The organism is Streptomyces sp. NPDC036984 (assembly GCF_055607665.1).
In genome coordinates this window covers 1-26989 of sequence record NZ_JBVJRL010000022.1, presented here as the reverse complement: position 1 = coordinate 26989, position 26989 = coordinate 1, and the positions used below count along the sequence as shown (strand labels likewise).

Below are 26989 nucleotides of genomic sequence, written 5' to 3'. Positions count from 1 at the left end.
CTGCTGGACGTCCCGTCATGCTACGGGCCGGGTGGGACACCATGGCCCGGGGCCTACGATGATCCCGCGCCACCGATCAGCCGATCACGCGCCCGGACCCCGACCCGGAACCCGGGCGCCCTTCCCGGGGAGGACCCCTTGACCGACAGCTCCGTACCCGCCGCCGGCACCGCCGACCGCGATCTGCGTGCCTTCATCGCCGGGCTCCCCAAGGCCGAACTGCACGTCCACCACGTCGGCTCCGCCTCCCCCCGCATCGTCTCGGAACTGGCCGGCCGTCACCCCGACTCCAAGGTCCCGACCGACCCCGAAGCCCTGGTCGACTACTTCACCTTCACCGACTTCGCGCACTTCATCGAGGTGTATCTGTCGGTCGTGGACCTCATCCGCACCCCGGACGACGTCCGGCTGCTCACTTACGAGGTGGCCCGCGACCTGGCCCGGCAGCAGGTGCGGTACGCCGAGCTGACCATCACCCCCTTCTCCTCCACCCGGCGCGGGATCGAGGAGAAGTCCTTCATGGACGCGATCGAGGACGCCCGGAAGGCCGCCGAGGCGGAGTTCGGGACCGTACTGCGCTGGTGCTTCGACATCCCCGGCGAGGCGGGCCGGGAGGCCGCCGAGGAGACGGCCCGGCTGGCCACCGACGACCGCGTCCGTCCGGAGGGCCTGGTCTCGTTCGGGCTCGGCGGGCCGGAGATCGGCGTGCCCCGGCCCCAGTTCAAGCCGTACTTCGACCGGGCCATCGCCGCCGGTCTGCACTCCGTCCCGCACGCCGGCGAGACCACGGGCCCCGAGACGGTGTGGGACGCGCTGAACGAACTGCGCGCCGAACGCATCGGCCACGGCACCAGCTCCGCGCAGGACCCCGAACTGCTCGCCCACCTCGCCGAGCACCGCATCCCGCTGGAGGTGTGCCCGACCTCCAACATCGCCACCCGCGCGGTCCGCACCCTGGAGGAGCACCCGATCAAGGAGTTCGCGCGGGCCGGGGTGCTGGTGACGATCAACTCCGACGACCCGCCGATGTTCGGCACCGACCTGAACAACGAGTACGCGGTGGCCGCCCGGCTGCTGGACCTGGACGAGCGGGGCCTGGCCGGACTCGCGAAGAACGCCGTGGCGGCGTCCTTCCTGGACGCCGCGGGCAAGACGCGGATCGCGGAGGAGATCGACGCGTACACCGCCACCTGGCTCGCTACCTGACACAGACCACAATGGGGGCCATGCAGACCCTGACCGCCGTGGCCCACCGCGGCGACCCCTACCGTTTCCGCGAGAACACCCTCGACTCGCTGCGTTCCGCGCTCGACCAGGGCGCGGACGCCGTCGAGATCGACGTACGGCTCACCCGTGACGGCGTTCCCGTACTGCTGCACGACGACACGCTGCGGCGGCTGTGGGACGTCGACCGGCCGCTGCGCGCGCTGTCCGCCGAGGAGTTGCGCGGGCTGACGGCGGGCGGTGTGCCGACGCTGGCGGAGGCGCTGGCCGCGACCGGCGACAGCCGGGTGATGGTGGACCTGTGCGGGCGGGTCGACCGCCGGGCGGTCGAGCGGACCATGGACGTGGTCCGGCAGAGCGGGGCCGGGGAGCGCGTGTACTACTGCGCGCACGCCGAGGCGATGCTCGCCGTGCGCGCTGCCGATCCGGCCGCCGAGATCGCCCTGACCTGGACCTCCCTGGCCCCGCCCCGGCCCGCGCTGCTGGCCGCCATCCGCCCGCGCTGGCTCAACTACCGCTTCTCGCTGGTCGACCGGGAGCTGGCCGCGCGGGTCCACCGCGACGGCTGTCTGCTGTCCGTGTGGACCCCGGACACCCGCCGTTCCATGCGCAGCCTGCTGGACGTGGGCGTCGACTCGATCACGACGAACCGGATCGACGTCCTGCACGCTCTGCGCTCCCGGCAGGCCCTGCGCCCGTAGGGGTCCCCCCGGACAACTCCCTTAGGTGACACGGCACATGGTCAGGGGCGGGCAAGGGTCGCAGGCCCTCCTCGGTGAGGATCCGGTGGGGTCTGCGGCACCGGAGGATGATCACGCAACGTCACAGATCTCCTCCAGGAGCCTCTCATGCGCCGTACCACCCGTTCCGCTCTCCTGGCCGCCGGTCTCGTCGCCGCGCTGGCCGCCGGCCCGCTGACCGCACCCGCGTTCGCCGCTCCCGGCCCGCCGGCGGCGAGCGCACCGGCCGGCACGACGGCCGGCCCGGACGCGGAGGCCCTCGCCGCCGCGATCGCCGGACTCCCCGACCACGACGCCACCGCCGCCCTGCTCCGCGTCGGCGGCGACGGGACCTGGCGCGGGACGGCCGGGGTGCACAACGTCCGCACCGGGGCACCGGCCCTGGAGAACGGCCGCTTCCGGGTGGGGTCGGTGACGAAGGTGGTCACCGCTGCGATGGTGCTCCAACTGGCCGCGGAGGGCCGGATCGACCTCGAGGGCACCGTGCAGGAGTATCTGCCGGGTCTGCTCACCGAGGACTTCGACCCGATCACCGTACGGGAGTTGCTGAACTACACCAGCGGCCTCGGCCCGGGGACGTCCCTCGGTGACACGGTCGAGGAGGGCTACGCGCACCGCTTCGAGACGGTGACGCCCCGCCAGGTCGTGGCGTCCTCCGTCGCGCAGGGCCCGAAGTACACACCGGGCACGCACCAGGAGTACGGCAACATCCACTACACCGTGCTCGGCATGCTCATCGAGAAGGTGACCGGTGACTCGTACGCGCATCAGGCGGCGGTGCGGGTCTTCCGGCCCCTCGGCATGCGGAACAGCTCCTTCCCGGTCGGCTCGGACCCCCGGATCCACGGGGCGCACAACCGTGGCTACGACTGGATCGACGGCAGGCTGGTCGACGTCACCGACTGGAACATGACCGACCGTTTCGCGGCCGGTGACATGATCTCGACGACCGCCGACCTGGAGCGGCTGCTGGTGGGGCTGTTCCGCGGCCGGGTGGTGCCCGAGCCGCAACTGCGGGAGATGTTCACCCTGCCCGACGTGCCCGACGCGCGGTACGGCGCGGCGCTGCAGCGGTTCGAGGTGAACGGCAAGGTGATCTGGGGCAAGACCGGCTCGCGGCCGGGGTACGCCACGGTGATCGCGGCGACCCCGGACCTGTCCCGCACCCTGGTCTACTCGGTCAACTCCACGGACGCGAAGGGCGACGGCCTGGCCGTCGCCCAGCGGTTCGCGTTCCCCGCGTTCAACCGCTGAGGTACGCGGGTCAGCCCGCCGCGGCGGCGGCCGGGGGCGCGGTCGGTCCGCCGAGCGCCTCCAGCCGCTTGATCTTCTTCCGTACGACGTACAGCGGCACGACCCCGAAGGCCCCGAAGGACATGTCGATCAGGCTCCACCAGAAGGGGATGCCGCGGACGGGTCCGCAGGCGAGGGCGAGCGGGATGATCCCGGCGCAGGCGATCATCCCGAACTCGACGACCCAGATGTTGCGGACGGGGTCACGGTAGGGGCCGTAGAAGGCGACCGCGATGACGAGGTGGGCGAAGGCCAGCCAGTCGGTGCCGTAGAGAACGAAGGGGTACTCGGCGTCGACGGTGTCCAGCCCGTCCCGCACCCGGGAGATCCACTCCATCAGTCCGGGCAGGTGCTCCGGGACGGACAGCGCGCGCAAGGCACTCTCGGTCCAGCGCAGTTCGTGCACCAGCGGGAACGCCGTGGCCCCGCTGAGGACGAGGCCCACGACGAAGACGGCCAGCCAGACACGGATGCCCTTGAGCAGGGCGGCTCTGTCGCTCATGGCAGGAGCGTACGCCTGGAGTTGAACATGTTCAAAACAGTTCCGGAGCCAGGAGCGTTGCCGTCCCGGGGAAGCGTTCGTGGCCCGGGCGGCGGTCGCGTCAGAGTCCGACGATCCCGTTCCACCGCCGGGCGAACTCGGGCCGTTCCGTGGAGGTGATGTCCCGGGCGACGGCCAGCCGGCCCCGCATGCCGGAGTCCGGGAAGATCAGGGGGTTGTCGGCGAGGGCCGCGGTGTCCTTGTCCTTCGAGGACGCCAGGATCTCCTTGGCCGCGGGGACCGGGCAGACGTAGTTGACCCAGGCGGCGAGCTTCGCGGCGACCTCGGGGGCGTAGTAGTAGTCGATCAGGCGCTCGGCGTTGGCCTTGTGGCGGGCCCGATCAGGGATCATGAGGGAGTCCGACCACAGCTCGGCGCCCTCCTCGGGGACGACGAAGCGGATGTCGGGGTTGTCCGCCTGGAGCTGGATGACGTCGCCGGAGTACGCCTGGCAGGCGAGGACGTCGCCGCTGACCAGATCCTTGGTGTAGTCGTTGCCGGTGAAGCGGCGGATCTGGCCCCGCTGGACCTCCCGCTCCACCCGGTCGCAGACCTGGTGGAAGTCGTCGGCGGTCCATCGCGTGATGTCCACGCCGTTGCCCTGCATGAGCAGGGCGAACGCCTCGTCCAGGCCGGACAGCAGCGTCACGCGCCCCTTGAGGTCCTTCGCCCAGAGATCGGAGACACGCCGTATCTCGCGGCCCAGCTTGCGGCGGTTGTAGGCGATGCCGGTGATGCCCGACTGCCAGGGGACCGTGCAGCGGCGGCCCTTGTCGAAGGCGGGCGAGCGCAGCAGCGGGTCGAGGTACCTCGCCACGTTCGGCTGGTGGGCGCGGTCCATCTCCTGGACCCAGCCCAGCCGGACGTACCGGGCGCACATCCAGTCGCTGATGACGATCAGGTCGCGGCCGGTGGACCGATGGTTCATCAGCGCGGGGCTGATCTTGCCGAAGAACTCGTCGTTGTCGTTGATCTCCTCGACGTAGTCCACGGAGATCCCGGTGCGCTTCCCGAACTCCTCCAGGGTGGGCCGCCGGTTGGGGTTGTCGTCGTCGGTGTCGATGTAGAGCGGCCAGTTCGCCCAGGTCAGCTTCTTGTCGGCCGCGGACATGTCGGTCGCGGCCCGGTCGTCGGACGTGACGTAGGCCGCGGGCACCCCGCAGCCGGCCAGGGTACCGAGCGCGGCGGTGCCGCCGAGGGCGGCGAGGAGGGTACGGCGGGACAGCGGGGGCGTGCGAGAGGAAGTCTGGGCCACCACGGAAGCATGCCGCCCCGCCGGCTGCGGGGACAATCGACGCTGCGTCGAGGGGACACCCACCGGCCGGACAGCTTGTCGACCGAGAGCGTCGCGCGCCGGACGACGCATCGCTCAGGCGGGAATGGCGAGAGGCAAGTCGGCGATGACGGTGGCTCCTTGAGGCGTGGCACGGATCGTGAGGGTTCCGCCGATCTGCTCGACGCGTTCGTGCATGGACTGGATACCGACGCCGGGTGTCCAGGGCTCGGTGCAGCTGCCGGTGTCCGTGACGGTCACTCTCAGGGACCCGGAGTCGCACAGTGCCAGGGTGAGCCTGGCCGTGGCGCCGTCGGAGTGCCGGGCGACGTTGGTCACCGCCTCCACCGCGACCCGGTAGGCGGCGACCTCGACGGCCGCGGGGAGAGGGGGCAGCCGGTCAGGGGCGTCGACGGTGACGTCCAGGAGCCGGCCGTCGGCGGCGCGCAGCTGGGTGACGCGCTGGCGGACGGCGTCGACGAGGCCGAACTCGTCGAGCGCGCGGGGCCTGAGGCCGTAGACGATGCGGCGGATCTCGTTGATCGCGTCGCCGACGTCGGCGCGCAGCCCGCGCAGTGTCTCCACCGCACGGTCCGGGTCGGTGGCGATGAGATTGACGGCCGCGTCCGCGTTGTAGGCGATGCCGGTCAGGGTCGGGCCGAGCCCGTCGTGCAGGTCCCGGCGCATCCGGCGGCGCTCCTCCTCCAGCGCGGTCACCACCCGGCCACGCGAGACGCGCAACTGCTCGCTCAGCCTGGCCGCGTGCAGTGCCTGGGCGAGCGGCGCCGCCACCAGCTCGACCACCGCCGCCGCGGCCCGGGGCAGCCGCAGGTGCCCGGCCGGGAGACACACCACGAGGTCGCCCACGTGCTCTCCGCCCGCGCGCAGGGCGGTGACCGTGGTGTGGCCGTCCACGGTGCCCGCCGTGGCGATGGTGACGCCGTCCTGGCGCAGGGCGATCCCGGGGACACCCAGGGTGGAGCGCAGGGTGTGCGGCCACAGCGGCGGCGGGGCGCCGGCGGTCAGGTCCGTGCCGAGCCGGGTCAGCGTCTCGACCGGGTCGGCCGACGTGCCGAACAGCATCTCGTCCATGCTCGCCTCGACCCGCTGCCGTACGGGCTGGTATCCGGAGGCGATCACGGCCGCCAGTAACGCCGGCACCCCCTTGCCCGGCCGTACGCCCACCACCAGTTGCCACACCGCCGCGATGCCCTCGTACACCGCGGCGCTGAGCGCGAGCATGACGATAAGCACGGTCGCGCCGCGCATCACCGCCCGCACATCGGCCCACCGCGGCGCGACGAGCGCGACGGTGATCGCCAGGGGGAGGGGCAGTGACAGCACTCCCGTGGCGACGACGGTGTCGACCGGCCGCATGGGCAGGGAGTTCTCCGCCGCGAAGAGCAGCATTCCGGCCAGGGTCGTCGCGGCCGCCCCGAGCACCAGCCACAGGACCCGACGCCGGTCGTCCCCGGAGGTGACCTCGAAGAGCACCCAGATGGCCGCGCACACGGAGGTCCCCGAAGCGATCTCCGTGGTCACCAGCGCGGCCGGGGCACCCCACACCGAAGCCGCGGCGCATCCGGCCCCGGACACGACGACGCAGCCGTCCGCCCAGCGCAGCAGCCGGGCGGCCGGGCGCGCCACGACCACCCGGAGGGCGGCCAGGGGCACGGCGACCGTCGAGGCGAGCACGGCCGGCACCACGGCGAGGGTGCGGGCGCCGGTGGCGAGCACCAGCGGAGTGCTCAGCAGCATGACCGCGGACCCGGCCAGCAGCCTGGGCGCCGCCGCGGCCGGGTGACGGGCGATGACGACAGCGCAGGACACCGCCAGGCAGCTGCCGACCATCACCGCCCAGATCACCCACTGGTCCGACGAGGGCGGCGGCGCGAGCCACAGGGAGGCGACGGCCGTACCGGTCAGCAGCGCGAGCCCGGCCCGCACCGGAGCAGGGCGGCGGCGCGCGGTGTCGTACCAGGGCCGCGCCCCGGCGATCCGGCGCGGCGCCGTCACGGGCACGGGCCCGGGGTGCCGCCGCCCAGCCCGTGCTCCCGGGCCACGATCACGGCCTGGGTCCTGCCGCTCACGCCCAGCTTGGTGAAAATGGCGGAGAGATGGTTCTGGACCGTCTTGGCGGCCAGTGCCAGGTCGGCCGCGACCTTGGCGTTTCCGTGCCCTTGGGCGATCAGGTCGAGCACCTCCCGCTCACGGGCGGTCAGTTGGGGGAAGGGCGAAGCCCGCACGGGCGCCGGATCGAGGTGCCCCATCAGGCGGGCCGCGACCGCGGGCCCCATCACGAACTGCCCTGCCGCGACCGAGTGGATGGTGGTGAGGATCTCCTCCTGCTGGGCCCCCTTGAGGAGGTAGCCGCGGGCGCCGGCCCGCATGGCGGACACCACCGTCTCGTCGTCCTCGAACATGGTGACCACCATGACCGCCACGTCGGGCAGGAGGGCGGTCAGCCGCCGTGTGGCCTCGACTCCGTCCATGCCGGGCATCTGGATGTCCATCACCACGACGTCCGGCCGGCTCAACTGGGCCTCCCGGACCGCCTCTTCGCCGGTGGCGGCCTCTGCCACCACCTCCACGCCGTCCAGCGAGGCCAGCAGGGCTGTCATCCCGCGCCGTACGACGGGATGGTCGTCGGCCACAAGTACCCGGATCGGGCGGGCGGTTGAGCGCATGTCCCGATGATGGCCGACGCCGGCTCCCGACGGGGAGCACTCTCTCCCGGGACGTACGGGAAATCCTCCCGGGTGTCCGGGACGCGGCACCGATGCGTCCCGGACGCCACGTGCCCGATGCTCGCTGCAACCGGGCCGCCGCGTCGGCGTCCCCGACTTCCGGACAGGCGAACCGACATGAGCAAGCTGACAGCGTCATCCGCCCTCACCGTCAAGAACAAGGCGGGCCTCGGCCTCGCCGCCCTCGTCGGCCTGGTCGACCTGGGCAACGTCTTCACCATTCCGGTGGACGACACCGCGGCCGAGGGACCCCCGACCGGCGTCCTCGTCGCCGACGCCGTCCTCGGAGTGATCACTCTGGCCGCCGTCTTCCACACCTGGCGCACGGGCAACCGGACGGGGTGCCGGGTGGTGGCGGGCGCGCGGATCCTCGACGTGGTCACCGCCCTGCCCGCGCTGTTCGTCAGCGGCATCCCGGCCTGGGTCGTGCTCGTGGTCGCCGTCTTCGTGATCGTCAGCGTGATCACCATCGCCCTGGTCCTGTCCCGTCCGGCTCCGGACCCCGCGACGCCCTGAACGTCGATCAGAGAGACGAAGGAGTAGGACATGGGCGGAAACCGCTACTTCACCCCGGACGGTTACTACCGCGGGCCCGGCGCGGGCATCGGATTCGTCCTGCTGCTCATCGCGGTCGGCTACGCGGTGACCCACCCCGGCACGGTCGACCACTTCCTGGAGTCGGTCCGGCCGCAGCTCCCCGACCTGCCCACGCCCACCGTCACGCCACCGGCCCCGCCGCCCAGCGACGTGCCCGTGCCGTGAACCGCAGCGACACCCACTCCACACGGAGGAAATCCATGCGTACACACCGGGGGTACCTCGCCGCCGCAGTACTGGCCGCGCTCGCGGCCACGGCTGCCAAGTGCGACGACGGCCTGGACTCCGCGCCGGGCGGCGGACCGGCGGCTTCGGCGCACGCCACCGCCGGCACGTCCGCGGGCCGCGGCCCGGGGACGTCGTCCGCCCCGCCCTCTGCGCGGCCGGGCAGGACGACCCCGCCGCCCGGCCGGTACACGGGCATCACCGACGTCGTGTCCATGCGTCCGCCCACGGAAGCCGACGGCAGCCACCGCGTCGACTGTTCGGCGCTCGACGCGGAGTTCACGCTGGTTTCCCGGCACGCCAGGACGCGGTGGCGTGCGGTGGCCCTGGACTACGAGCCTCCCAGCCGTGAGCGCACGTACCGTCCGGGCCACATCGCGCGGGACGTGAGCATCCGGCCGTCCTCGGGCACGCTGGAGCCGGGGCAGTCGGTGACGGTACGGGTCGGCGGCCGGTACGACGGCGCGAGCGAACCGGCCGATTTCTGGATCAGCGTCCAGTCACCCGATCCGGACTGGATGGCACGGGACACCATGCACCTGCACTGCTTCGGGCGCTGAGGCGGCACCGACAGCACCTGACCATCATCAGGGGGACAGCGCGGCCCCGGACGGGGAGGTGAACCCGTCCGGGGCCGCGCGAGTGCCGCGTCAGCCGTCCAGCGACGTCATCACGTGCTTGATCCGCGTGTAGTCCTCGAAGCCGTACGCCGACAGGTCCTTGCCGTAGCCGGACTTCTTGAAGCCGCCGTGCGGCATCTCGGCGACCAGCGGGATGTGGGTGTTGATCCACACGCAGCCGAAGTCGAGCTTCTTGGACATGCGCATGGCGCGCCCGTGGTCCTTGGTCCACACGGAGGACGCGAGGGCGAACTCGACGCCGTTGGCCCACTCGACGGCCTGGTCCTCGTCCGTGAAGGACTGGACGGTGATGACCGGGCCGAAGACCTCGTTCTGGATGATCTCGTCGTCCTGCTTCAGGCCGGAGACGACGGTCGGGGCGTAGAAGTAGCCCTTGTCGCCGACCTGCTGGCCGCCCGCCTCGACCTTGGCGTGGGCGGGGAGGCGGTCGATGAAGCCGGCGACCTGCTTGAGCTGGTTGGGGTTGTTCAGCGGGCCGAAGAGGACGTCCTCGTCGTCCGGCCGGCCGGTCTTGGTCTCGGACGCGGCCTTGGCGAGCGCGGCCACGAACTCGTCGTGGATGGACTCCTGGACGAGGACGCGGGTCGCGGCCGTACAGTCCTGGCCGGCGTTGAAGAAGCCCGCCACGGAGATGTCCTCGACGGCCTTGGCGATGTCGGTGTCCTCGAAGACCACCACCGGGGCCTTGCCGCCCAGCTCCAGGTGGACCCGCTTGAGGTCCTTGGAGGCGGACTCGGCGACGGACATGCCGGCGCGTACGGAGCCGGTGATGGAGGCCATCGCCGGCGTCTCGTGCTCGACCATCAGACGGCCGGTCTCGCGGTCGCCGCAGATGACGTTGAAGACGCCCTTGGGGAGGATCGCGCCGATGATGTCGGCGATCAGGACGGTGGAGGCCGGGGTGGTGTCCGAGGGCTTCAGGACCACCGTGTTGCCGGCCGCGATCGCCGGGGCGAACTTCCACACGGCCATCATCATCGGATAGTTCCACGGGGCGACCTGGGCGCAGACGCCGACCGGCTCGCGGCGGATGATCGACGTCATCCCGTCCATGTACTCGCCGGCCGAGCGGCCCTCGAGCATGCGCGCCGCGCCCGCGAAGAAGCGGATCTGGTCGACCATCGGCGGGATCTCCTCGGACCGGGTCAGCCCGACCGGCTTGCCGGTGTTCTCGACCTCGGCCGCGATCAGCTCCTCGGCACGCTCCTCGAAGGCGTCCGCGATCTTCAGGAGGGCCTTCTGCCGCTCGGCCGGCGTGGTGTCGCGCCAGGCCGGGAAGGCGCGGGCGGCGGCCTCCATGGCGGCGTCCACGTCCGCCTGCCCGGACAGCGGCGCGGTCGCGTACGCCTCACCCGTCGCGGGGTTGACCACCTCGGTGGTCCGTCCGTCGGCGGCGTCCCGGAACTCACCGTCGATGTAGTTGCGCAGACGACGCAGCTCGGTGCTCACTGCCGGCCTCCTGATCTGGTTCTTGCTGTCCAATCACTGAGACACCCACCCTAGTCGCCCGACCCACGTTTTCAACACCCCCAGCGCCACCACTTCTGCGAAATCCGCAAGGTCTGACCTCAGAAACAACGAATTTCATCGATCGGGCCTTGCGAAACTGTCGAGACGTCGTGCACAGTGGGGTCGTGGCCAGTCGAAGCGCAGACCAGAGGGACTCGTCCCGCGAGTCCAGGAACGGCAACAGTCCCCAGCTGGACGCCGTCTCCCTCGCCATCATTCAGCAGCTCCAGGAGGACGGCCGCAGGCCGTACGCCGCGATCGGCAAGGCCGTCGGCCTCTCCGAGGCGGCCGTGCGCCAGCGCGTGCAGAAGCTGCTGGACCAGGGCGTGATGCAGATCGTCGCCGTGACGGACCCGCTCACCGTGGGCTTCCGCCGGCAGGCGATGGTCGGGATCAACGTCGAAGGCGATGTCGAGTCGATCGCGGACGCGCTGACCGGCATGTCGGAAGTCGAGTACGTGGTGATGACCGCGGGCTCGTTCGACATCCTCGCCGAGATCGTCTGCGAGGACGACGACCACCTGCTGGACGTCATCAACAAACGCATCCGGGCGCTGCCCGGGGTGCGCTCCACCGAAAGCTTCGTCTACCTGAAGCTGAAGAAGCAGACCTACATGTGGGGAACCCGATAACCGTGAGGACCCGATAACCGTGAGCACCAAGGACCTCAGCCGCACCGCGTACGACCACCTGTGGATGCACTTCACCCGCATGTCCTCGTACGAGAACTCCCCCGTGCCGACCATCGTCCGGGGTGAGGGCACCTACATCTACGACGACAAGGGCAAGCGGTACCTCGACGGTCTCGCGGGTCTGTTCGTGGTCCAGGCCGGTCACGGCCGCACGGAACTCGCCGAGGCCGCCTTCAAGCAGGCCCAGGAGCTGGCCTTCTTCCCGGTGTGGTCCTACGCCCACCCGAAGGCCGTCGAGCTGGCCGAGCGCCTCGCCGACCACGCCCCGGGCGACCTGAACAAGGTCTTCTTCACCACGGGCGGCGGCGAGGCCGTCGAGACCGCCTGGAAGCTCGCCAAGCAGTACTTCAAGCTCCAGGGCAAGCCGACCAAGTACAAGGTCATCTCCCGCGCGGTCGCCTACCACGGCACCCCGCAGGGCGCCCTGTCGATCACCGGTCTGCCGGCTCTGAAGGCCCCCTTCGAGCCGCTGGTGCCGGGCGCGCACAAGGTCCCGAACACCAACATCTACCGCGCGCCGATCCACGGCGACGACCCGGAGGCCTTCGGCCGCTGGGCCGCCGACCAGATCGAGCAGCAGATCCTCTTCGAGGGCCCCGACACCGTCGCCGCGGTGTTCCTGGAGCCGGTGCAGAACGCCGGCGGCTGCTTCCCGCCGCCGCCCGGGTACTTCCAGCGGGTCCGCGAGATCTGCGACAAGTACGACGTCCTGCTCGTGTCGGATGAGGTCATCTGCGCTTTCGGCCGCCTCGGCACGATGTTCGCCTGCGACAAGTTCGGCTACGTCCCGGACATGATCACCTGCGCCAAGGGCATGACCTCGGGCTACTCCCCGATCGGCGCGTGCATCGTCTCCGACCGGGTCGCCGAGCCGTTCTACAAGGGCGACAACACGTTCCTGCACGGCTACACCTTCGGCGGTCACCCGGTGTCGGCCGCGGTGGGCCTCGCCAACCTCGACCTGTTCGAGCGCGAGGGCCTGAACCAGCACGTGCTCGACAACGAGGGCGCGTTCCTGTCCACCCTCCAGAAGCTGCACGACCTGCCGATCGTCGGCGACGTCCGCGGCAACGGCTTCTTCTACGGCATCGAGCTGGTGAAGGACAAGCACACCAAGGAGTCCTTCAACGACGAGGAGACCGAGCGCGTCCTGTACGGCTTCCTCTCCAAGGCGCTGTTCGACAACGGCCTGTACTGCCGTGCCGACGACCGCGGCGACCCGGTCGTCCAGCTCGCCCCGCCGCTGATCTCCAACCAGGAGACCTTCGACGAGATCGAGCAGATCCTGCGCGCCACCCTCACGGAGGCGTGGACGAAGCTCTGACCATCCGACCGGATGATCAAACCGGCCCCGGTGTCGTTCGTTCGAGTGAGAACGGCGGCCCGGGGCCGTGTGCTGTCCGGCCTCCCGGCGACGGCTGCCTAGCGTTCCAGTGACCGATCGGCCCAGCCTTCGTTCCCCCGCACGAGGGATCAGGCACGGGAAAACGGATCAGAACCGAGGTGTACGCCCATGGAGGCCCCGCCGGACAACGACGTGCTCTGGGCACGCTCCCTGCACTTCGCGCACCGCGACGGCTCCCCCGGACTGGCCGGGGTCTCGCTCGGTGTACGGGAGGGCGAGATCCTCGCCGTCAGCGGCCCGCGCGGCAGCGGCAAGACCACGCTGCTGCGCTGTCTGTCCGGCCTGGTGCCGGTGCGCACCGGCGAGGTCTGGTTCAACAGCGCCCCCGTCCACACGCTCGGCCCGATGGCCCGCGAACGGCTGCGCCGGGACCGCTTCGGCTGGATCGACCCCGAGCCGGTCCTGGTCCCCGAGCTCAACGTGTGGGAGAACGTCGCACTCCCCCTGATGCTGCGCGGCACCGGCCGCCGCCGGGCCAAGGCCGCCGCGCTGGAGTGGCTGGAACGGCTGGACGTCGGCGACAAGGCGCGCAAGCGCCCGCAGGAGCTCCGGCAGGCCGAACGCCAGCGGGTGGCCATCGCCCGCGCGCTGGCTCCCGGACCGGCGGTCCTCTTCGCGGACGAGCCCACGGCCCCCCTGCACCGCGCCGACCGCGCCCATGTCCTGCGCACCCTGACCACGGCCGCCCGCTCACACGCCATCACGGTCGTGCTCGCCACGCACGACGCCGAGATCGCCGCCCTCGCCGACCGCACGGTGACCCTGCTGGACGGGCGGCGCGTGCACACGGTGCACCTGCCGGACAGCCCCGACGCGGAAGGCCGGGCCGCGTGCTCGCTGTCCGTCTGACCCGCGCCGCCCGGCCCGCCGTCCAGCTGCGCCGCCTGCTGGTGGCCGCGGCCTCGGCGGGCACCGGTTTCCTGCTCCTCTCCACCCTCGGCCACGCACTGAACCACCCCGAGGATGCGGGCGCCGCCGCGCTGCGCCTGGCCTGGTGCGCGGTGCCGCTCGCCGCCACGGTCCACTTCGCGCTCGCGGTCGCCCGCACCGACCCCGGCACCCGGCCGCGCCCCGGTCTGTCCGCCGTGGGCCTGGGCCCGGCCCGCCTCATGGCCGTCTCCGCCCTGACGACGGCCCTGTCCTGCGTCCTGGGGTCGATGCTGGCCCTGCTGTTCTTCCTGCATCTGCGCGGTGACCTGACGGGCATGCCGTTCGACGGCGCGGCGACCGACTTCCTGGCCGCGGGCCGGCCCCTGCCGGTCCCGGCGGCCCTGACCCTGCTCGCCCTGCCACCCGCGATCGCCTCGGCCACGGTGGCCCTCGCCCTGCGCCCCCGAGACCCCCGCCCGGCACCCCGGGGCCTGCGGAGGTTCGGCCGCTTCGGGGCGTACCACACCTCGCCGGCCAGGGAGACGTTCGGGGCGTACGGGCGGTTCGGGTCGCGAGTCGGCGGGCGGGCCCCGGCCGGTGTGGCGGCAGCGGCCGGTCCGCTGCCCGCGGGCGGCCCCGCCGCCGGGGCGGCTCTCCTGCCGAAGGAGGACGGCACCCCGTCGGCGCCGGACCGGGCGAGCCGCCACGAGCCCCCGGCCCCGGACGCCGACCCGGCCGTCGCAAGCCCCGTTCCCCCCGGCGGAGCGCCCGCCGGTCTTCCCTGGGGCGTGGCCCTCCTCACCGCCGGGCTCGCCGTGCAGGCATACGCCGGCCGCTCCGTCCCCGCCCCCACCCCCGCCGTACTCCTCGGCTGGCTGCTCACCGGCACCGGCCTCGTCGTGGCCGCCCCCGGCCTCACCCATCTGTGCGGCCTGCTCCTCCAGTCCGCTCGGCCGGGTGCGCTCCGGCTGCTCGCCGGCCGGGTCCTGATGACGGAGGCCACCCGGATCGGCCGCCCCCTCGGCGTGGTCTGCGCGGTGGCGTCCGCCGGCTACGCCATGACCGCCCTGTACGACGGCCCGGCCCCCGCCTTCGGGCCGCTGACAGCCCTCGGCGCGCTAGTCGTGGCCGGCTGCACGGTCGCCACCCTCCTCACCGCGGCCGTGGAGGCCCGCCAGTGCCGCGCCGAGACCACCGCCGCGCTGCTCCGCCTCGGCGCGCCGGCCGGCATGCTGCGCGGAGCCGCCGCCCTCCGCGCGGTCGCCCTGCTGGCCCTGTTCGGCCCGCTCACGCTGGTGATCGCCGCCTTGTCGGCACTGCCACTGGACCGCTGATCGCCGGTTCGGAGAGAAATCCCGTCGGTCGGCGATGAGTCCGGGCCGGGCCGCCGGTCTACCCCCCGAACGCGATCGACCGCGCACGACCCCGACGGAAGAGGCCCGCATGTACCAGCAGATGATCTTCGTGAACCTGCCCGTGAACGACCTCGACGCCTCGAAGAAGTTCTTCACGGAGCTGGGCTACACGATCAACCCGCAGTTCAGTGACGAGAAGGCGGCCTCCGTGGTGATCAGCGACACCATCGTCGCGATGCTGCTGACCAAGCCGTTCTACGCCACCTTCACCAAGAAGCAGATCGCCGACGCCACGACGACCAGCGAGGTGCTGGTCTGTCTGAGCGCCGAGAGCCGCGAGAAGGTGGACGAGCTGGTCGACAAGGCGATCGCGGCCGGCGGCACGGAGAGCGGCGAGACCCAGGACCACGGCTTCATGTACGGCCGCTCCTTCGACGACCTCGACGGCCACACCTGGGAGGTCATGTGGATGGACCCGGCGGCGATCCAGAGCTGACCTCCAGGAGTCCAACCTCCTTGCCGCTACGGGCGGGTGCCGGTGGCACCCGCCCAGCCGCACCGTGCAAACGTCCGGGCGGTTAATAAGCGGGCAAAGTCAACGACCGTTGACGGCAGATGCGTTGACACTGCTTGAGGAGCGCTTATAAACCTGTGAGCTCCGGGGGTGCTGGGGCCTCACCTCGTCCGTCGCCCCAGATCCCCCTTCACCCCCCGCAATTGCACTCTGTAAAGGACAAACGTTGTCCATCACTCGCCGTAGCGTGCGCCGTTCCGTGAGCGTTCTGGGTGTCGCCTCCGGGTCGGCGGCTCTGGTGCTGGGCCTGGCCGGCTCCGCTCTCGCGTCCAACATCAAGGACTTCTCCGCCGAAGCCAAGTGCGACGGCGGCAAGGGCGTCATCGTCGTCACCGACACGGACGCCTCCGCCAAGGGCGCCACCGTCAGCGTCTTCCTCAAGGCCGTCGGCGGCGTGGAGACGAAGGTCGGCGAACAGCCGGTCAAGGGCTCGAAGCAGGGTAAGCAGATCACGTTCTCCGAGGACTGGAAGCCGAACGCCACCTACCGGGTTCACGTCAAAGCCGACCAGGCCGTCGACGAGGACATCCGGCCCGACCTGGTGACCCCGTCCACCGCCTGTAAGACCGAGAGCAAGACCCCGACGCCGACGGCCTCCACCACGCCGTCGGCGTCCCCGTCCCCGTCCACGTCCGCCCCGGCCGGGTCGGCGCCCCCGGCCCCGTCGGCCTCCGAGTCCAGCTCGGCCCCGGCGGGCACCGCGGAGAACGCGCCGTCCCCGGCGGCCGGTGACTCGAACCTCGCCGAGACCGGTGCGAACTCCAACACCGGCCTGATCGCCGGCGTCGCGGCGGCCCTGGTCGTCGCCGGCGGTGGCGCGGTCTACTTCGGCATGCGCCGCCGTGGCGCGAGCAACAAGCGCTGACGCCGAGGCGCCGCACGGCGCCTGACACCTCATCCCGTACCGCGCCGCGGCCCGTCCTCCTATCCCCAGGGGACGGGCCGCGGTCGCACACCGGCCCGGGCACGTCAGCCGAACGTGGTCCGCTCCAGCCAGAACTCCAGCACCTCCCGGTCGCCGAGCGCCTCCAGGCCGGGCACGGTCGTGGACAGGTCGGTGCCGGAGGTCACCACGGCTCTCAACCGGTCGACCTGATGGGTGATTTCGGTGCAGCAGCGGTCACGGGCGAGCGGCGGCATGACCTCACCCTACGGACGCGGCGATCAGTCGAGCACGACCGTTTCGGCCACGTCGAACTCCACGCCGACCGAGGCGCCGGCCTCCGGCGCGTCCCGCAGCGTGCAGGCCGCCTCCAGCCGCGGGCCGTCCGCCGGCTGGAGGTGGACGGCCACATGGGTGCCCTTGAAGGTGCGGGCGGTCACCGTGCAGGGCAGGCCCTGGTCGGCCGGCACGAGCCGGACCCCCGCGGGCCGGACGAGGACCGTGCGGTTGCCCTGCGGGGAGCCGTCGGGCACCGGCAGCTTGCCCCACGGACTGTCGGCGGCCGTACCGGCGACGGTCGCCGGCACCACGTTCTCGAAGCCGAGGAAGCGGGCCACGAACGCGTCGGCGGGCCGCTGCCACACGTCCAGAGGGGTCCCGGACTGCGCGATCCGCCCGTCCCGCATCACCACCACGCGGTCGGCCAGCGCGAACGCCTCGCCCTGGTCGTGGGTCACGGCGAGCACGGTCGTACCCAACCGGCCGAACAACTCCCGCAGTTCGACCACCAGCCGCTCCCGCAGCGAGCGGTCGAGCTGGCCGAGCGGCTCGTCCAGCATGAGCAGCCGGGGCCGGGGCGCGAGCGCGCGGGCGAGGGCCACGCGCTGCTGCTCGCCGCCGGACAGCGAGGCCACGGCCCGCCGGGCGGCCCCCGGCAGCCCGACCAGCTCCAGCAGCCGGCCCACCTCGGTGTCCCGTTCGCGCTGCGCGACGCCGCGCATGCGCAGCCCGAAGGCCACGTTCGCGCCGACGTCCCGCTGCGGGAACAGCTGATGGTCCTGGAACATGAGCCCGACGCCCCGCCTGTGCGCGGGCACGCCCCGCTGGTCCCGGCCGTCGAGCAACACCCGCCCGGTGTCCAGGGGTTGAAGCCCCGCCACCGCCCTGAGCAGCGTCGACTTGCCGCTGCCGCTGGGCCCGAGCACGCACACCACCTCGTGCTCGGCGACGTCCAGGTCCACCACATCGAGTACGGCCCGCCCGCCGAAGCGCACGGTCGCGGCAGCGAGGCTCAGCAGCATCTAGAACTCCCCCGTCCGGTCGGTGCGCAGGCGCTCCAGGATCAGCAGCGCGGCGGCGCAGACCACCATGAGAATCGTCGAAAGGGCCATTGCCTGGCCGTAGTTGAGTTCGCCGGGGCGGCTGAGCAGCCGGGCCACGGCGACCGGGAGCGTGGGGTTGTCGGGCCGGGCGATGAACACGGTCGCCCCGAACTCGCCGAGGGAGACGGCGAACGCGAAGCCGGCCGCCACCAGCAGCGCCCGCCGCACCAGCGGCAGGTCGACCTCCCGCCACACCCGCCAGGGCGAGGCCCCGAGCACGGCCGCCGCCTCGCGGAGCCGGGCGTCCACCGCGCGCAGCACGGGCAGCATGGTCCGTACGACGAAGGGGGCACCGACCAGCGCCTGGGCGAGCGGCACCAGGATCCACGACTGGCGCAGGTCCAGCGGCGGCTTGTCGAGCGCGATCAGAAAGCCGAAGCCGACGGTGACGGCGGACACCCCGAGCGGCAGCATCAGCAGCGCGTCGAAGCCGCGCACCAGCCGTCCCGCGTCCCGGCGGGCCAGCGCGGCGGCGGCGAGACCTCCGATCACGAGGGCGATGGCGGTGGCGGTGGCGGCGTACTGGAGCGAGGTCCACACGGCCTGCACCGGCGCCACCAGGAACGTACCGCCGTCGGCTGCGGTGAGCGCCCGGTAGTAGCCGAAGCCGGGCGCGTCGAGCGAGCGCCGGACGAGGAAGGCGAGCGGCAGGACCAGGAGTACGGCGATGGTGACGAGGACTCCGGCGAGCAGCGCCCACTGCCCGGCCCCGCGCGGCCGGCGCGCGGTCGCCTTGGCGTCGACCAGACGCAGGGCGGTCTCCCGCCGCCGTACCGTCCAGGCGTGCACGGCGAGGATCGCGCCGACGGCGACGAACTGGACGAGGGTGAGAATGGCGGCCGTGGACAGGTCGAAGACGTCGGAGGTCTGTCGGTAGATCTCCACTTCGATGGTGGAGAAGGTCGGTCCGCCGAGGATCTGCACCACGCCGAAGGAGGTGAAGGTGAACAGGAACACCATCAGCGCGGCGGCGGCCACGGCGGGCGCGAGCGCGGGCAGGGTGACCTGCCGCCATGCGGTCAGCGGGGAGGCGCCCAGCATCCGCGCGGCCTCCTCCTGCCGGGGGTCGAGCTGGGCCCACAGCCCGCCGACCGTGCGGACGACGACGGCGTAGTTGAAGAAGACGTGGGCCAGCAGGATCGCCCACACGGTGGTGTCGAGCCGTACCCCCCACAGCTGGTCCAGCAGACCGTTGTGGCCGACCAGCGCCAGGAAGGCGCTGCCGGCGACGACGGTCGGCAGCACGAACGGGACGGTGACGACGGCCCGCAGCGGCTGTTTGCCCGGGAAGTCCAGGCGGGCGAAGACATAGGCGGCGGGCAGCGCGAGCACCAGGGTGAGCGCGGTGGAGGCGAGCGCCTGCCAGGTGGTGAACCACAGCACGTGCCGGACGTCCGGCTGGGCGACGACGTCCGCGATCCGCCCGAACTGCCAGGCGCCGTCCACCTTCAGCCCGCGCGCGACGATCGCGGCCACGGGCCAGGCGAAGAACAGCGCGAAGAACGCGACCGGCAGGGCCATGAGCCCGAGCCGCGCCGCGCCCTTGCGCCGGTCCCTCTTGCGGCCGGCTACTTCAGTACGAGTGACGTCCACGCCTTGACCCACTGATCACGGTTGGCGGCGATCTCGGCGGGGGCCATGGTTTCGGGGTGCTTCGCGGCCGGCCCGTACGCGGTGAACTCGGCGGGCACCTTCGCGCCCTGCACCACCGGGTAGACGAACATGTTCAGCGGCACGTCCTCCTGGAACTCCCGGGAGACCAGGAAGTCCACGAACGCCTTGCCGCCCTCGGTGTTCTTCGCGTTGCTCAGCAACCCGGCGAACTCGATCTGCCGGAAGCAGGTGCCGGTGGCCACACCGGTCGGGGCGGTGCTGGGCCGCTTCTTGGCGTAGATCACCTCGGCGGGCGGGGAGGAGGCGTACGACACCACGAGCGGCCGGTCGCCGCCCGCCTTCTTCCCTTCGGACGACCCGGAGAACTCCTGGTAGTACGCCTGGTCCCAGCCGTCGACCACCTTGACGCCGTTGGCCTTGAGCTTCTTCCAGTAGTCCGGCCAGCCCCCGTCGCCGAACTTCGCGGCGCTGCCCAGCAGGAAGCCGAGGCCCGGGGAGGAGGTCGCCGCGTTCTCCGTGACGAGGAGGTTCTTGTACGCGGGCTTGGTCAGGTCGGCGAAGGACTGCGGTGGGGTCAGCTTGTGCTCGCTGAAGTACGCCTTGTCGTAGTTGACGCAGATGTCGCCGTAGTCGACCGGCGTGACCCGGTGCTTGTCCTTGTCGAGCTGGTACTCGGCGCCGACCTTGTCGAGGCCCTTGGCCGTGTACGGCTGGAAGAGGCCGTTGTCCAGGGCGCGGGAGAGCAGGGTGTTGTCGACGCCGAAGAAGACGTCGCCCTGCGGATTGTCCTTGGTCAGGATCGCCTTGTTGACGGCCTGTCCGGCATCGCCGTCCTCGAGGACCCGGACCTTGTATCCGTAACGCTTCTCGAAGTCCTTGATGACGCTCTTGGAGACGCTCCACGAGTTGTGGCTGACCAGGGTCACGGTCTTGGTGTCCGCCGAGCCCTTGGTGTCGGTCGAGCCACACCCCGTCAGCGCGGACAGCGTGACCAGGCCGAGGCCGACGGCCGCGGCCACGAGGGTCTTGGTGTGCACTGGATGTCCTCCTGGGGGTTGGCCAGGAAGAGACGCGGCCCTGCCCGGGCTCCACGGAGGGAGCCCGGGCAGGGCGCAACAGCTTGAGTGATGACCGAACTTCCTACCCAGAATGACCTGGGCGAGGTTCAGAGGGTCTGCGGCCCTGTCCGCCGCACTCTCAGCGCTGTGGCGCTCCCCTGTCGGAATATGAAGATGTGTGGACGTGGCCAGATTACCGCTCGGTGGCCGCGAGCTGACCACAGGCTCCGTCGATCTCCTGGCCACGGGTGTCCCGGACGGTGACGGGCACACCATGGGCCGCGATGGCCTCGACGAACGCCTTCTCGTCCTCCGGCCGCGAAGCGGTCCACTTCGACCCCGGCGTCGGGTTCAACGGAATGAGGTTGACGTGCACGGGCCTGCCTCTGAGCAGCCGCCCGAGCCGGTCACCGCGCCAGGCCTGGTCGTTGATGTCGCGAATGAGCGCGTACTCGATGGACAGCCGGCGCCCGGACTTCTCCACGTACTCGAACCCGGCGTCCAGCACCTCGCGCACCTTCCACCGCGTGTTCACGGGGACGAGGGTGTCGCGCAGCTCGTCGTCGGGGGCGTGCAGGGAGATCGCGAGCCGGCACTTGAAGCCCTCGTCGGCGAACCGGTGGATGGCCGGCACCAGTCCGACGGTCGAGACGGTGATGCCCCGCTGGGACAGCCCGAGCCCGTCGGGAGCGGGATCGGTCAGGGCCCGGATGGCTCCGACGACCCGTTTGTAGTTGGCGAGCGGCTCGCCCATGCCCATGAAGACGATGTTGGACAACCGAGCGGGCCCACCGGGCACGTCCCCGTCCCGCAGCGCCCGCATCCCGTCGACGATCTGGTGGACGATCTCGGCGGTGGACAGATTCCGGTCCAGACCCGCCTGCCCGGTCGCACAGAACGGGCAGTTCATCCCGCACCCCGCCTGCGAGCTGATGCACATGGTGACCCGGTCCGGGTAGCGCATCAGCACGGACTCGACCAGCGTCCCGTCGAACAGCCGCCACAGCGTCTTGCGGGTGGTCCCCTGGTCGGTGGACAGATGCCGCACGACGGTCATCAGCTCCGGGAACAGCGCCTCCTGGAGCTTGGCACGCGAACCGGCGGGAATGTCGGTCCACTGCTCCGGGTCGTGCGCGTACCGCGCGAAGTAGTGCTGCGAGAGCTGCTTGGCACGGAACGGCTTCTCACCGATCTCGGCCACCGCGTCCTTGCGCTCGGCGGGCGTGAGGTCGGCAAGATGCCGCGGCGGCTGCTTGGCACCGCGCGGCGCGACGAAAGTGAGTTCTCCGGGCTTCGGCATAACCCTTCCAGTGTCGCAGATCAACTCCACCGGCCCAGGCCAGAGCGGGGTGGGGACGGTCACCCGTGGGTGCCGTCTATCAGCTTTGGTCGACCTCGCACGGCCCAGGGACGGCCCAGCGCGGCACTCGGTCGGACCCTCATGACGATGTCAGTGCCGGTGGCTATGGTGCGACGACCATCGAGGGCGACGTGTCTTTCCCGGGCACCGGAGGGCTCTATCAGCCCCCACCAGCGGGGACACTCTCTCACTGCCTGATCACGAGTCGTCACTGGTTGCGGTCAGCCTTTCCCGCTCCCCAGAGGGAGACCGACGGCGCCAGCGAACTCGTGCGTGAAGACGGCCATTACGTCGTCGGTAGCGAGGTAGAAACGCCCGTCTGGTGGCCACGCTGCCGGCCGACCTACGACAAGCCACGCTGTGGCAGCAGGCGCACGAAGCTCGACAGCGACCGGCATTCGGAGTCCACCGTCACCCTCGGACCAGAGGATGTCGGCACCCAGGAGCGAAACCCCGACGAGCCCTGACCAAGAAGGATGGTCAGTTACAACCACGGCTGGCGTCCCTCCGGGCTGTCCGATCATGGCCAATCGGGTGGACATCGGCTCTCGGAAGTCTCCAAGCCGTAGTGCCCGAAACTGTGGCCCCACACTGCCGAGTATCGAGTGCCGTTCTCGGCGACGAGGCCGACGCCCATCGTGGGCTGGTGCCACACGCCGAAGTCCCACTCCTCGGCCTCGATGCCATCGTCACCGCAGCTCAGCGGGTAGTAGGTGACTTCGACCAGGCGCGTCCCGCGCAGACTTTCGACAGTTCTCTCATATTCATCCTCGGTGAGCTCGGCCGACAGCATCGCACCATTGTCGTGGTCCCGGCACTGACGTCGGATCCGGACGGCGAAAGGCCCCCAGCCGTGATCGGCTGGGGGCCTTTTTCTGGTAGGCGCGGACGGTTTCGAACCGCCGACATCCGCCTTGTAAGTTCGATCAGCGGCAGATGCCGGGAGGGGCCGCGTTCGGGCCAATGTTACGAATCCAGGTGTTGGCCGTGCCGTCGGTGCCGGCGCCACTGGTGGCGTCGCGGCAGTCGAGCATGCCACTGCGGCGGGCGATGTTGGAGTCGATGGTGTTGCCCCCGTTGCCGCCGGCATCGATGCGGATGCCGTCGCCCGCGTTGTCGCTGGCGACGTTCCGGGAGATGACGGAGTTCCCGAGCGAGTTCGCTGCCACGCTGATGCCGTGGCCGACGGTGCTTGATTTGGAATTTCTGATGATGTTGCTGGCGATGGTGACGTTGGTGTTGGGCGAAAGGCCAAAGGCGTTGGCCCGCACGCCTAGGAAGCCCCTCTCAATGGTGTTGGAGGTGATCCTCAAATTCGTATTGCTGTCGCCGAAGAAGATCCCGGGGGCGCCAAAGTTGTCCTGGATGATGTTATTCCCTACGGAGACGTTGCTGGACTTGAAGATGAACGCAAAGGCTCTATCCTTCAAGGAGGTGTTTCTATTCACTCTGACATTGTCGACTCCTCCGGGTGCCAGTGCATCCAGAAGGACACCAGAGTTCTCGTTACCGGAAAATGTGTTGTTTTCGATGTCCGCGTTCTTCAGGCCCGCGTCCGAGTAGACTCCATTGCCGCTTGCAGAGCCGGGTTCATTGTTCTGGCGGATACAGTTCTGTTCAACCTCGGAGAGGTTTGTTCCGCTGGAGTTGAAATAGACTCCGAATACGTTGTCCTGGATTACGTTCTGCCGTACTTGGTAGCCTGAGTGTGCCGCACTCGTGACAATGCCATAACTGGAGGTATTGTTCTGAACGGTGAAGCGGGAGAACCTGATGCCGTTCTCCATCAAGCGGACACTGCCCGAACCATCCGCCGACTGAATGATCGCCTGCCTAGACGGATTCGGAGCTCCGGCCTGGCGGCACACTGTCCCACTGGGGGCGGCGGCCGGTCCGACCAACCGCAAATTCGCCTTGTTCACGGTGACAACCTCGCTGTAGGTTCCGGCGCAGACCCTGATCTCATCTCCCGGCGAGGCCGCAGTAATCGCTGCCTGGATCGTGGTGAAAGGTGCACCCGGGCATTGCGCTCCGTTGTCATCCACAACGAGTACGGCCTGAGCTGCCTGGCTGGGCACTGCCGGGAACGCTGCAGCCACTGCGACGCACGCCGCGACAAGAATCGTCTTCTTCATGGTCTTCTCCTTGACTCTCGATGCAGACCGCAATCCGGTCGTGCGGCAGTACAAGCGGCTAGGTGGCACATAACCTGGCAGCCGGACTGATGGAACGAGCTGGAATTTGCCTGACTCCATCAGTTACGTAAACCGACCGAAGCGCGGGCAAGCAATCGCTGATTGAGAAGCTAGGTTGGTTACAGTGGGTGCGCAAGCGGTAGCACTCCGTACGCACCACTGAGCGTGCGACGCCACCGACCCGCCGGGCGGGCAAGCCTGTGCCTCTGCTCGGAACGTTGTCGAACGGTGCCGTCAACTGCCGTGGAAGGTGCGCCAATTCCCCACGCTGGCGGTCCGACAGTTGACCCAGGATCGCCCGCTCCTGCACCAACAGCTGCACAGCTCTGTCGGCAGCCTGCCGCGAGGAACCGATCGCCAGGAACGTCGTCACCCTCGTTGGCGCGCCTCGAGTCGAGTCACGCAGCCTCCGCCCTGGAGTCTGGACGAGACGCTCGACTTCCTCACCGCGGCTCGGAGTGATCCGCTCTACGCCACATTCGTTATCGCTATCGCTCTCGGTCTCCGTCGTGGGCAGGTCATCGGACTCCGGTGGCAGGACGTAGACCTTGAAAAGCGCGAGATCAAAGTCCGAAAGCAGCGGCAACGGGTCGGAGGTGAGGCATACGAGGACGACCCGAAGGGGCGACGCCGGAAGCAGGTGCTGCCGCTGCCGGCCATCTGTGTGGCCCTTCTGAGGTACCAGCGCATGCGGCAAGCCGCGATGCGTGAGCGTGCGGATGATCGCTGGGAGGAGAACGGCTACGTCTTCACCACGCGTACGGGGCGACCGATCGAGCCGCGCAACGTCTACCGCTCCTTCACTCGGGTCGCCAAGAACGCGAACCTACGGGTCATCCGACTGCATGACGCTCGGCGCGGCTGCGCGACCCTGCTCACCGCGGCCGACGTACCGCCCCGCGTCGTGATGGAGATCCTGGGGCACAGCCAGATCGCCGTCACTATGAACGTCTACGCCCACGTCGTCCAGGACACACAGCGCGAGGCGGTCAGCCACATGGACCGGCTGCTAACAAGGCGCCTTCAGCGTGAGTAGTCCAGGCGCTGATGTCAGACCTGGATGTCAAAGGCCCCCAGCCATGATCGGCTGGGGGCCTTTTTCCTGGTGGGCGCGGACGGTTTCGAACCGCCGACATCCGCCTTGTAAAGGGGGAGATCGTGGGACTGGCTGAGGATGCGCTCGACTTCGACGCCGGCACCATCCGGGTGGTCCGGCAGGTGAAGCTGATCCGAGGCAAGGCCGTGTTCGCTCCTCCGAAGAGCAACAAGGAACGAGACGTACCGTTGCCGCTGTCGGTGGCTGAGACTCTGCGTGCCCACATGGACGCCTTTAAGCCGGTCGCGATCACGTTGCCCTGGCGCAAGCCGGACGGCCCGAAGGTGTCGGCCCGCCTCCTGTTCACGAACACCGCAAGCGGCCTTGTCTGGCGCAGCAACTTCAACATCCAGGAGTGGAAGCCCGCGCTCGCGGTCGCTGGTCTCATCCCGGACGCCGGGCTGGACGGCAGCATCAAGGCTGTCAGCCAGTACCTAGGGCACACTGACCCGGCGCTGACGCTGAGGGTGTATGCGCACTTGATGCCTTCCACTCAGGAACGTACTCGCCGCGCAGTGGACAAAGCCCTGACACCCTCCGGCGATCACAGTCACGCCGCCGAAGATGACGCCTGCTGAGGGATGCCGCCGCCTGCTGAGCCTCCGGTGACCTCGGCGGACGTTGCTCCGCCGGGGCCTACCACGATTGCCTTCGCCAACTCGGCAGTAACGGCTGCTCTCTGTCCCCCATTCATCCCCGAGTCTCTGACCAGACGCTCAGCCGCGAGATACCGCGAAAACTCCAAAGGCTGATCGAAGTAGGCCTTCAAGTGCCCGGCCGCCGTCTCATGTGATCGCACGAACGTCTTGCTGATGAATCCTGCCAACGCCGCCGACACCGCGCCCAAACCACCAGCTACGACCGCCCCCGCCGTTGTAGCGGCATGCAACGCTACCGCGACGAACACCCCAAGCAGTGCGAACCCGAGTGCCATCGCCACCTGCGCACTCCAAAAAGACATCCGCGCCTGACGTGTCGCAATCTTGTGATAGAGCTCCAACTGGCTTTGCGTCAGTGTCCACAGACGCGCTAGGGCCAAGCCTCGGCTCTCTCCGGTCTCCCGGCTCCCATCGCCTTGAGCTTCAACCCGACCGTCGGTCGACGCAGCCTCGGAATCCGACAGCACGGATTCCAGGCGACGCTCCGCCTCGCGTACGCGCTCCCGGCTCTCGACCACCTCATCCGGCTCAAGACCCATACGCGACAGCAACATGGTGGCGATGGTCGACACACTGACAAAGAGGGTCCCCGCCAGCTTCACCGCTTCTGGCCACCGCTGCCCCATCGCCAAGCTGATCACCGCAGCAGCGATGGATGCGATCACAGCGGTTAGGAGAGCAACCAACACGCCAATCGACTTGGAACTCATAGCCGAGCATTCTCTCGACCAGGGACACGCAGCACCACCGAAACCCTGGATTCACCCGGATCGGCACGTCAGCAAACGCCACCCACATAGACGCGAAGGGACTCTCTGGCGACGTCTCCTCAAAGCGTCAAGGGCCCGGCGATCAAACCGACTCAGCATGCCCTCCGACCGTCGAACAGGACCGACGGCCCCGAGACGGCCCAGCTTTGATTGTGTGACCCTCATCGGCGATTAAATCTCTGGTGAGGGCTCTAACCTCGATCTTGCGTGATGGGCTGTCAGCTTGCCGATGGGCCGTTCTTCCCTGTTCCTCGGTGCTGTTTTCGGCGCGCGAGCAGGCCGATGG

The 26989-nt window shown here is 70.0% G+C and carries 25 protein-coding genes and 2 pseudogenes; 14 read left to right on the top strand and 13 right to left on the bottom strand.

Going from position 1 to position 26989, the window contains the following annotated elements; genetic code table 11:
• Positions 1-3: 3 nt before the first annotated feature.
• The 3 genes from ACZ7DL_RS30830 to ACZ7DL_RS30820 all read left to right on the top strand — a co-directional run bounded on the left by ACZ7DL_RS30830 (position 4) and on the right by ACZ7DL_RS30820 (position 3218).
• Entirely contained in the window at positions 4-1206 is a 1203-nt protein-coding gene (locus ACZ7DL_RS30830) for an adenosine deaminase (protein ID WP_470779263.1), read from the top strand.
• 20 nt (positions 1207-1226) lie between these two features.
• Positions 1227-1925: a glycerophosphodiester phosphodiesterase gene (locus ACZ7DL_RS30825; protein ID WP_470779112.1), complete on the top strand. Its 699-nt coding sequence runs from the start codon at positions 1227-1229 to the stop codon at positions 1923-1925.
• A gap of 147 nt (positions 1926-2072) precedes the next feature.
• Positions 2073-3218 (top strand): serine hydrolase domain-containing protein, encoded by a 1146-nt coding sequence (locus ACZ7DL_RS30820; RefSeq protein ID WP_470779110.1) that lies wholly within the window; start codon positions 2073-2075, stop codon positions 3216-3218.
• A 10-nt stretch (positions 3219-3228) separates the two neighbouring features.
• Here the strand turns inward: ACZ7DL_RS30820 and ACZ7DL_RS30815 are convergent, their stop codons facing one another.
• The 4 genes from ACZ7DL_RS30815 to ACZ7DL_RS30800 all read right to left on the bottom strand — a co-directional run bounded on the left by ACZ7DL_RS30815 (position 3229) and on the right by ACZ7DL_RS30800 (position 7758).
• Positions 3229-3759 (bottom strand): hypothetical protein, encoded by a 531-nt coding sequence (locus tag ACZ7DL_RS30815; RefSeq protein WP_470779108.1) that lies wholly within the window; start codon positions 3757-3759, stop codon positions 3229-3231.
• 100 nt (positions 3760-3859) lie between these two features.
• Positions 3860-5053, bottom strand: coding sequence for a polyamine ABC transporter substrate-binding protein (locus tag ACZ7DL_RS30810; RefSeq protein WP_470779107.1), 1194 nt, complete (start codon positions 5051-5053; stop codon positions 3860-3862).
• A 114-nt stretch (positions 5054-5167) separates the two neighbouring features.
• Positions 5168-7093, bottom strand: coding sequence for a sensor histidine kinase (locus ACZ7DL_RS30805; protein WP_470779105.1), 1926 nt, complete (start codon positions 7091-7093; stop codon positions 5168-5170).
• On the bottom strand, positions 7084-7758 hold the full coding sequence (locus ACZ7DL_RS30800) for a response regulator (RefSeq protein ID WP_470779104.1): 675 nt from the start codon (positions 7756-7758) through the stop codon (positions 7084-7086). Before ACZ7DL_RS30800 ends, ACZ7DL_RS30805 begins: the two co-directional genes overlap by 10 nt.
• A gap of 177 nt (positions 7759-7935) precedes the next feature.
• On the opposite strand from ACZ7DL_RS30800, the gene ACZ7DL_RS30795 reads away from it, so the two are divergent.
• The 3 genes from ACZ7DL_RS30795 to ACZ7DL_RS30785 are packed head-to-tail and all read left to right on the top strand — an operon-like array spanning position 7936 to position 9200.
• Entirely contained in the window at positions 7936-8334 is a 399-nt protein-coding gene (locus ACZ7DL_RS30795; RefSeq protein ID WP_470779102.1) for a hypothetical protein, read from the top strand.
• 30 nt (positions 8335-8364) lie between these two features.
• On the top strand, positions 8365-8580 hold the full coding sequence (locus ACZ7DL_RS30790) for a hypothetical protein (protein WP_470779100.1): 216 nt from the start codon (positions 8365-8367) through the stop codon (positions 8578-8580).
• A 35-nt stretch (positions 8581-8615) separates the two neighbouring features.
• Positions 8616-9200 carry a hypothetical protein gene (locus ACZ7DL_RS30785; RefSeq protein ID WP_470779099.1) on the top strand — a complete coding sequence of 195 codons (585 nt, stop codon included), beginning with the start codon at positions 8616-8618 and terminating at the stop codon, positions 9198-9200.
• Positions 9201-9290: 90 nt separating this feature from the next.
• On the opposite strand, the gene ACZ7DL_RS30780 is transcribed toward ACZ7DL_RS30785, so the two are convergent.
• Positions 9291-10730: a gamma-aminobutyraldehyde dehydrogenase gene (locus ACZ7DL_RS30780; protein ID WP_470779097.1), complete on the bottom strand. Its 1440-nt coding sequence runs from the start codon at positions 10728-10730 to the stop codon at positions 9291-9293.
• 170 nt (positions 10731-10900) lie between these two features.
• Between ACZ7DL_RS30780 and ACZ7DL_RS30775 the strand changes: the two genes are divergently transcribed.
• The 6 genes from ACZ7DL_RS30775 (at position 10901) to ACZ7DL_RS30750 (ending at position 16551) form a co-directional block, all read left to right on the top strand.
• On the top strand, positions 10901-11422 hold the full coding sequence (locus ACZ7DL_RS30775; RefSeq protein WP_470779095.1) for an Lrp/AsnC family transcriptional regulator: 522 nt from the start codon (positions 10901-10903) through the stop codon (positions 11420-11422).
• Positions 11423-11441: 19 nt separating this feature from the next.
• Positions 11442-12806 (top strand): aspartate aminotransferase family protein, encoded by a 1365-nt coding sequence (locus ACZ7DL_RS30770; protein WP_470779093.1) that lies wholly within the window; start codon positions 11442-11444, stop codon positions 12804-12806.
• 189 nt (positions 12807-12995) lie between these two features.
• Complete coding sequence (locus ACZ7DL_RS30765; protein WP_470779092.1) at positions 12996-13736, top strand: ABC transporter ATP-binding protein; 741 nt, start codon at positions 12996-12998, stop codon at positions 13734-13736.
• On the top strand, positions 13718-15091 hold the full coding sequence (locus tag ACZ7DL_RS30760; protein WP_470779090.1) for a hypothetical protein: 1374 nt from the start codon (positions 13718-13720) through the stop codon (positions 15089-15091). The genes ACZ7DL_RS30765 and ACZ7DL_RS30760 overlap by 19 nt, the downstream gene beginning before the upstream one ends.
• Before the next feature lie 109 nt (positions 15092-15200).
• The gene (locus ACZ7DL_RS30755) at positions 15201-15608 is read left to right on the top strand and encodes a VOC family protein (RefSeq protein ID WP_470779089.1); all 408 of its coding nucleotides are present in this window, start codon (positions 15201-15203) and stop codon (positions 15606-15608) included.
• A gap of 244 nt (positions 15609-15852) precedes the next feature.
• Positions 15853-16551 (top strand): LAETG motif-containing sortase-dependent surface protein, encoded by a 699-nt coding sequence (locus tag ACZ7DL_RS30750; protein WP_470779087.1) that lies wholly within the window; start codon positions 15853-15855, stop codon positions 16549-16551.
• Positions 16552-16655: 104 nt separating this feature from the next.
• On the opposite strand, the gene ACZ7DL_RS30745 is transcribed toward ACZ7DL_RS30750, so the two are convergent.
• The 7 genes from ACZ7DL_RS30745 to ACZ7DL_RS30715 form a co-directional block, all read right to left on the bottom strand.
• Positions 16656-16826, bottom strand: coding sequence for a hypothetical protein (locus ACZ7DL_RS30745; protein WP_470779085.1), 171 nt, complete (start codon positions 16824-16826; stop codon positions 16656-16658).
• A 24-nt stretch (positions 16827-16850) separates the two neighbouring features.
• The gene (locus ACZ7DL_RS30740) at positions 16851-17870 is read right to left on the bottom strand and encodes an ABC transporter ATP-binding protein (RefSeq protein ID WP_470779084.1); all 1020 of its coding nucleotides are present in this window, start codon (positions 17868-17870) and stop codon (positions 16851-16853) included.
• Positions 17871-19472 (bottom strand): ABC transporter permease, encoded by a 1602-nt coding sequence (locus ACZ7DL_RS30735; protein ID WP_470779261.1) that lies wholly within the window; start codon positions 19470-19472, stop codon positions 17871-17873. It lies immediately after the preceding gene.
• 47 nt (positions 19473-19519) lie between these two features.
• Positions 19520-20602: a thiamine ABC transporter substrate-binding protein gene (locus tag ACZ7DL_RS30730; protein WP_470779082.1), complete on the bottom strand. Its 1083-nt coding sequence runs from the start codon at positions 20600-20602 to the stop codon at positions 19520-19522.
• Positions 20603-20816: 214 nt separating this feature from the next.
• The gene (gene rlmN, locus ACZ7DL_RS30725; RefSeq protein ID WP_470779081.1) at positions 20817-21923 is read right to left on the bottom strand and encodes a dual-specificity RNA methyltransferase RlmN; all 1107 of its coding nucleotides are present in this window, start codon (positions 21921-21923) and stop codon (positions 20817-20819) included.
• Between the two features lie 580 nt (positions 21924-22503).
• Positions 22504-22776 carry a hypothetical protein gene (locus ACZ7DL_RS30720; protein WP_470779079.1) on the bottom strand — a complete coding sequence of 91 codons (273 nt, stop codon included), beginning with the start codon at positions 22774-22776 and terminating at the stop codon, positions 22504-22506.
• A 133-nt stretch (positions 22777-22909) separates the two neighbouring features.
• Positions 22910-24118: a right-handed parallel beta-helix repeat-containing protein gene (locus ACZ7DL_RS30715; RefSeq protein WP_470779078.1), complete on the bottom strand. Its 1209-nt coding sequence runs from the start codon at positions 24116-24118 to the stop codon at positions 22910-22912.
• 380 nt (positions 24119-24498) lie between these two features.
• On the opposite strand from ACZ7DL_RS30715, the pseudogene ACZ7DL_RS30710 reads away from it, so the two are divergent.
• A pseudogene (locus ACZ7DL_RS30710) lies at positions 24499-25214 on the top strand (tyrosine-type recombinase/integrase); the annotation flags it as partial.
• A gap of 104 nt (positions 25215-25318) precedes the next feature.
• Positions 25319-25852 (top strand): annotated as a pseudogene (locus ACZ7DL_RS30705) (site-specific integrase); the annotation flags it as partial.
• Here the strand turns inward: ACZ7DL_RS30705 and ACZ7DL_RS30700 are convergent.
• Positions 25825-26643 (bottom strand): TRADD-N-associated membrane domain-containing protein, encoded by an 819-nt coding sequence (locus ACZ7DL_RS30700; protein WP_470779076.1) that lies wholly within the window; start codon positions 26641-26643, stop codon positions 25825-25827. The pseudogene ACZ7DL_RS30705 and the gene ACZ7DL_RS30700 sit on opposite strands and share 28 nt — an antisense overlap.
• Positions 26644-26989: the final 346 nt, after the last annotated feature.

Excerpts from the sequence above, each read along its gene's own strand:
- ACZ7DL_RS30715 (WP_470779078.1), bottom strand. The coding sequence starts at position 24,118 with ATGAAGAAGACGATTCTTGTCGCGGCGTGCGTCGCAGTGGCTGCAGCG.
- ACZ7DL_RS30700 (WP_470779076.1), bottom strand. The coding sequence starts at position 26,643 with ATGAGTTCCAAGTCGATTGGCGTGTTGGTTGCTCTCCTAACCGCTGTG.
- rlmN (WP_470779081.1), bottom strand. The coding sequence starts at position 21,923 with ATGCCGAAGCCCGGAGAACTCACTTTCGTCGCGCCGCGCGGTGCCAAG.
- ACZ7DL_RS30820 (WP_470779110.1), top strand. The coding sequence starts at position 2,073 with ATGCGCCGTACCACCCGTTCCGCTCTCCTGGCCGCCGGTCTCGTCGCC.
- ACZ7DL_RS30755 (WP_470779089.1), top strand. The coding sequence starts at position 15,201 with ATGTACCAGCAGATGATCTTCGTGAACCTGCCCGTGAACGACCTCGAC.
- ACZ7DL_RS30720 (WP_470779079.1), bottom strand. The coding sequence starts at position 22,776 with ATGCTGTCGGCCGAGCTCACCGAGGATGAATATGAGAGAACTGTCGAA.
- ACZ7DL_RS30795 (WP_470779102.1), top strand. The coding sequence starts at position 7,936 with ATGAGCAAGCTGACAGCGTCATCCGCCCTCACCGTCAAGAACAAGGCG.
- ACZ7DL_RS30785 (WP_470779099.1), top strand. The coding sequence starts at position 8,616 with ATGCGTACACACCGGGGGTACCTCGCCGCCGCAGTACTGGCCGCGCTC.
- ACZ7DL_RS30735 (WP_470779261.1), bottom strand. The coding sequence starts at position 19,472 with ATGGCCCTGCCGGTCGCGTTCTTCGCGCTGTTCTTCGCCTGGCCCGTG.
- ACZ7DL_RS30800 (WP_470779104.1), bottom strand. The coding sequence starts at position 7,758 with ATGCGCTCAACCGCCCGCCCGATCCGGGTACTTGTGGCCGACGACCAT.
- ACZ7DL_RS30815 (WP_470779108.1), bottom strand. The coding sequence starts at position 3,759 with ATGAGCGACAGAGCCGCCCTGCTCAAGGGCATCCGTGTCTGGCTGGCC.
- ACZ7DL_RS30825 (WP_470779112.1), top strand. The coding sequence starts at position 1,227 with ATGCAGACCCTGACCGCCGTGGCCCACCGCGGCGACCCCTACCGTTTC.
- ACZ7DL_RS30745 (WP_470779085.1), bottom strand. The coding sequence starts at position 16,826 with ATGCCGCCGCTCGCCCGTGACCGCTGCTGCACCGAAATCACCCATCAG.
- ACZ7DL_RS30790 (WP_470779100.1), top strand. The coding sequence starts at position 8,365 with ATGGGCGGAAACCGCTACTTCACCCCGGACGGTTACTACCGCGGGCCC.
- ACZ7DL_RS30765 (WP_470779092.1), top strand. The coding sequence starts at position 12,996 with ATGGAGGCCCCGCCGGACAACGACGTGCTCTGGGCACGCTCCCTGCAC.
- ACZ7DL_RS30740 (WP_470779084.1), bottom strand. The coding sequence starts at position 17,870 with ATGCTGCTGAGCCTCGCTGCCGCGACCGTGCGCTTCGGCGGGCGGGCC.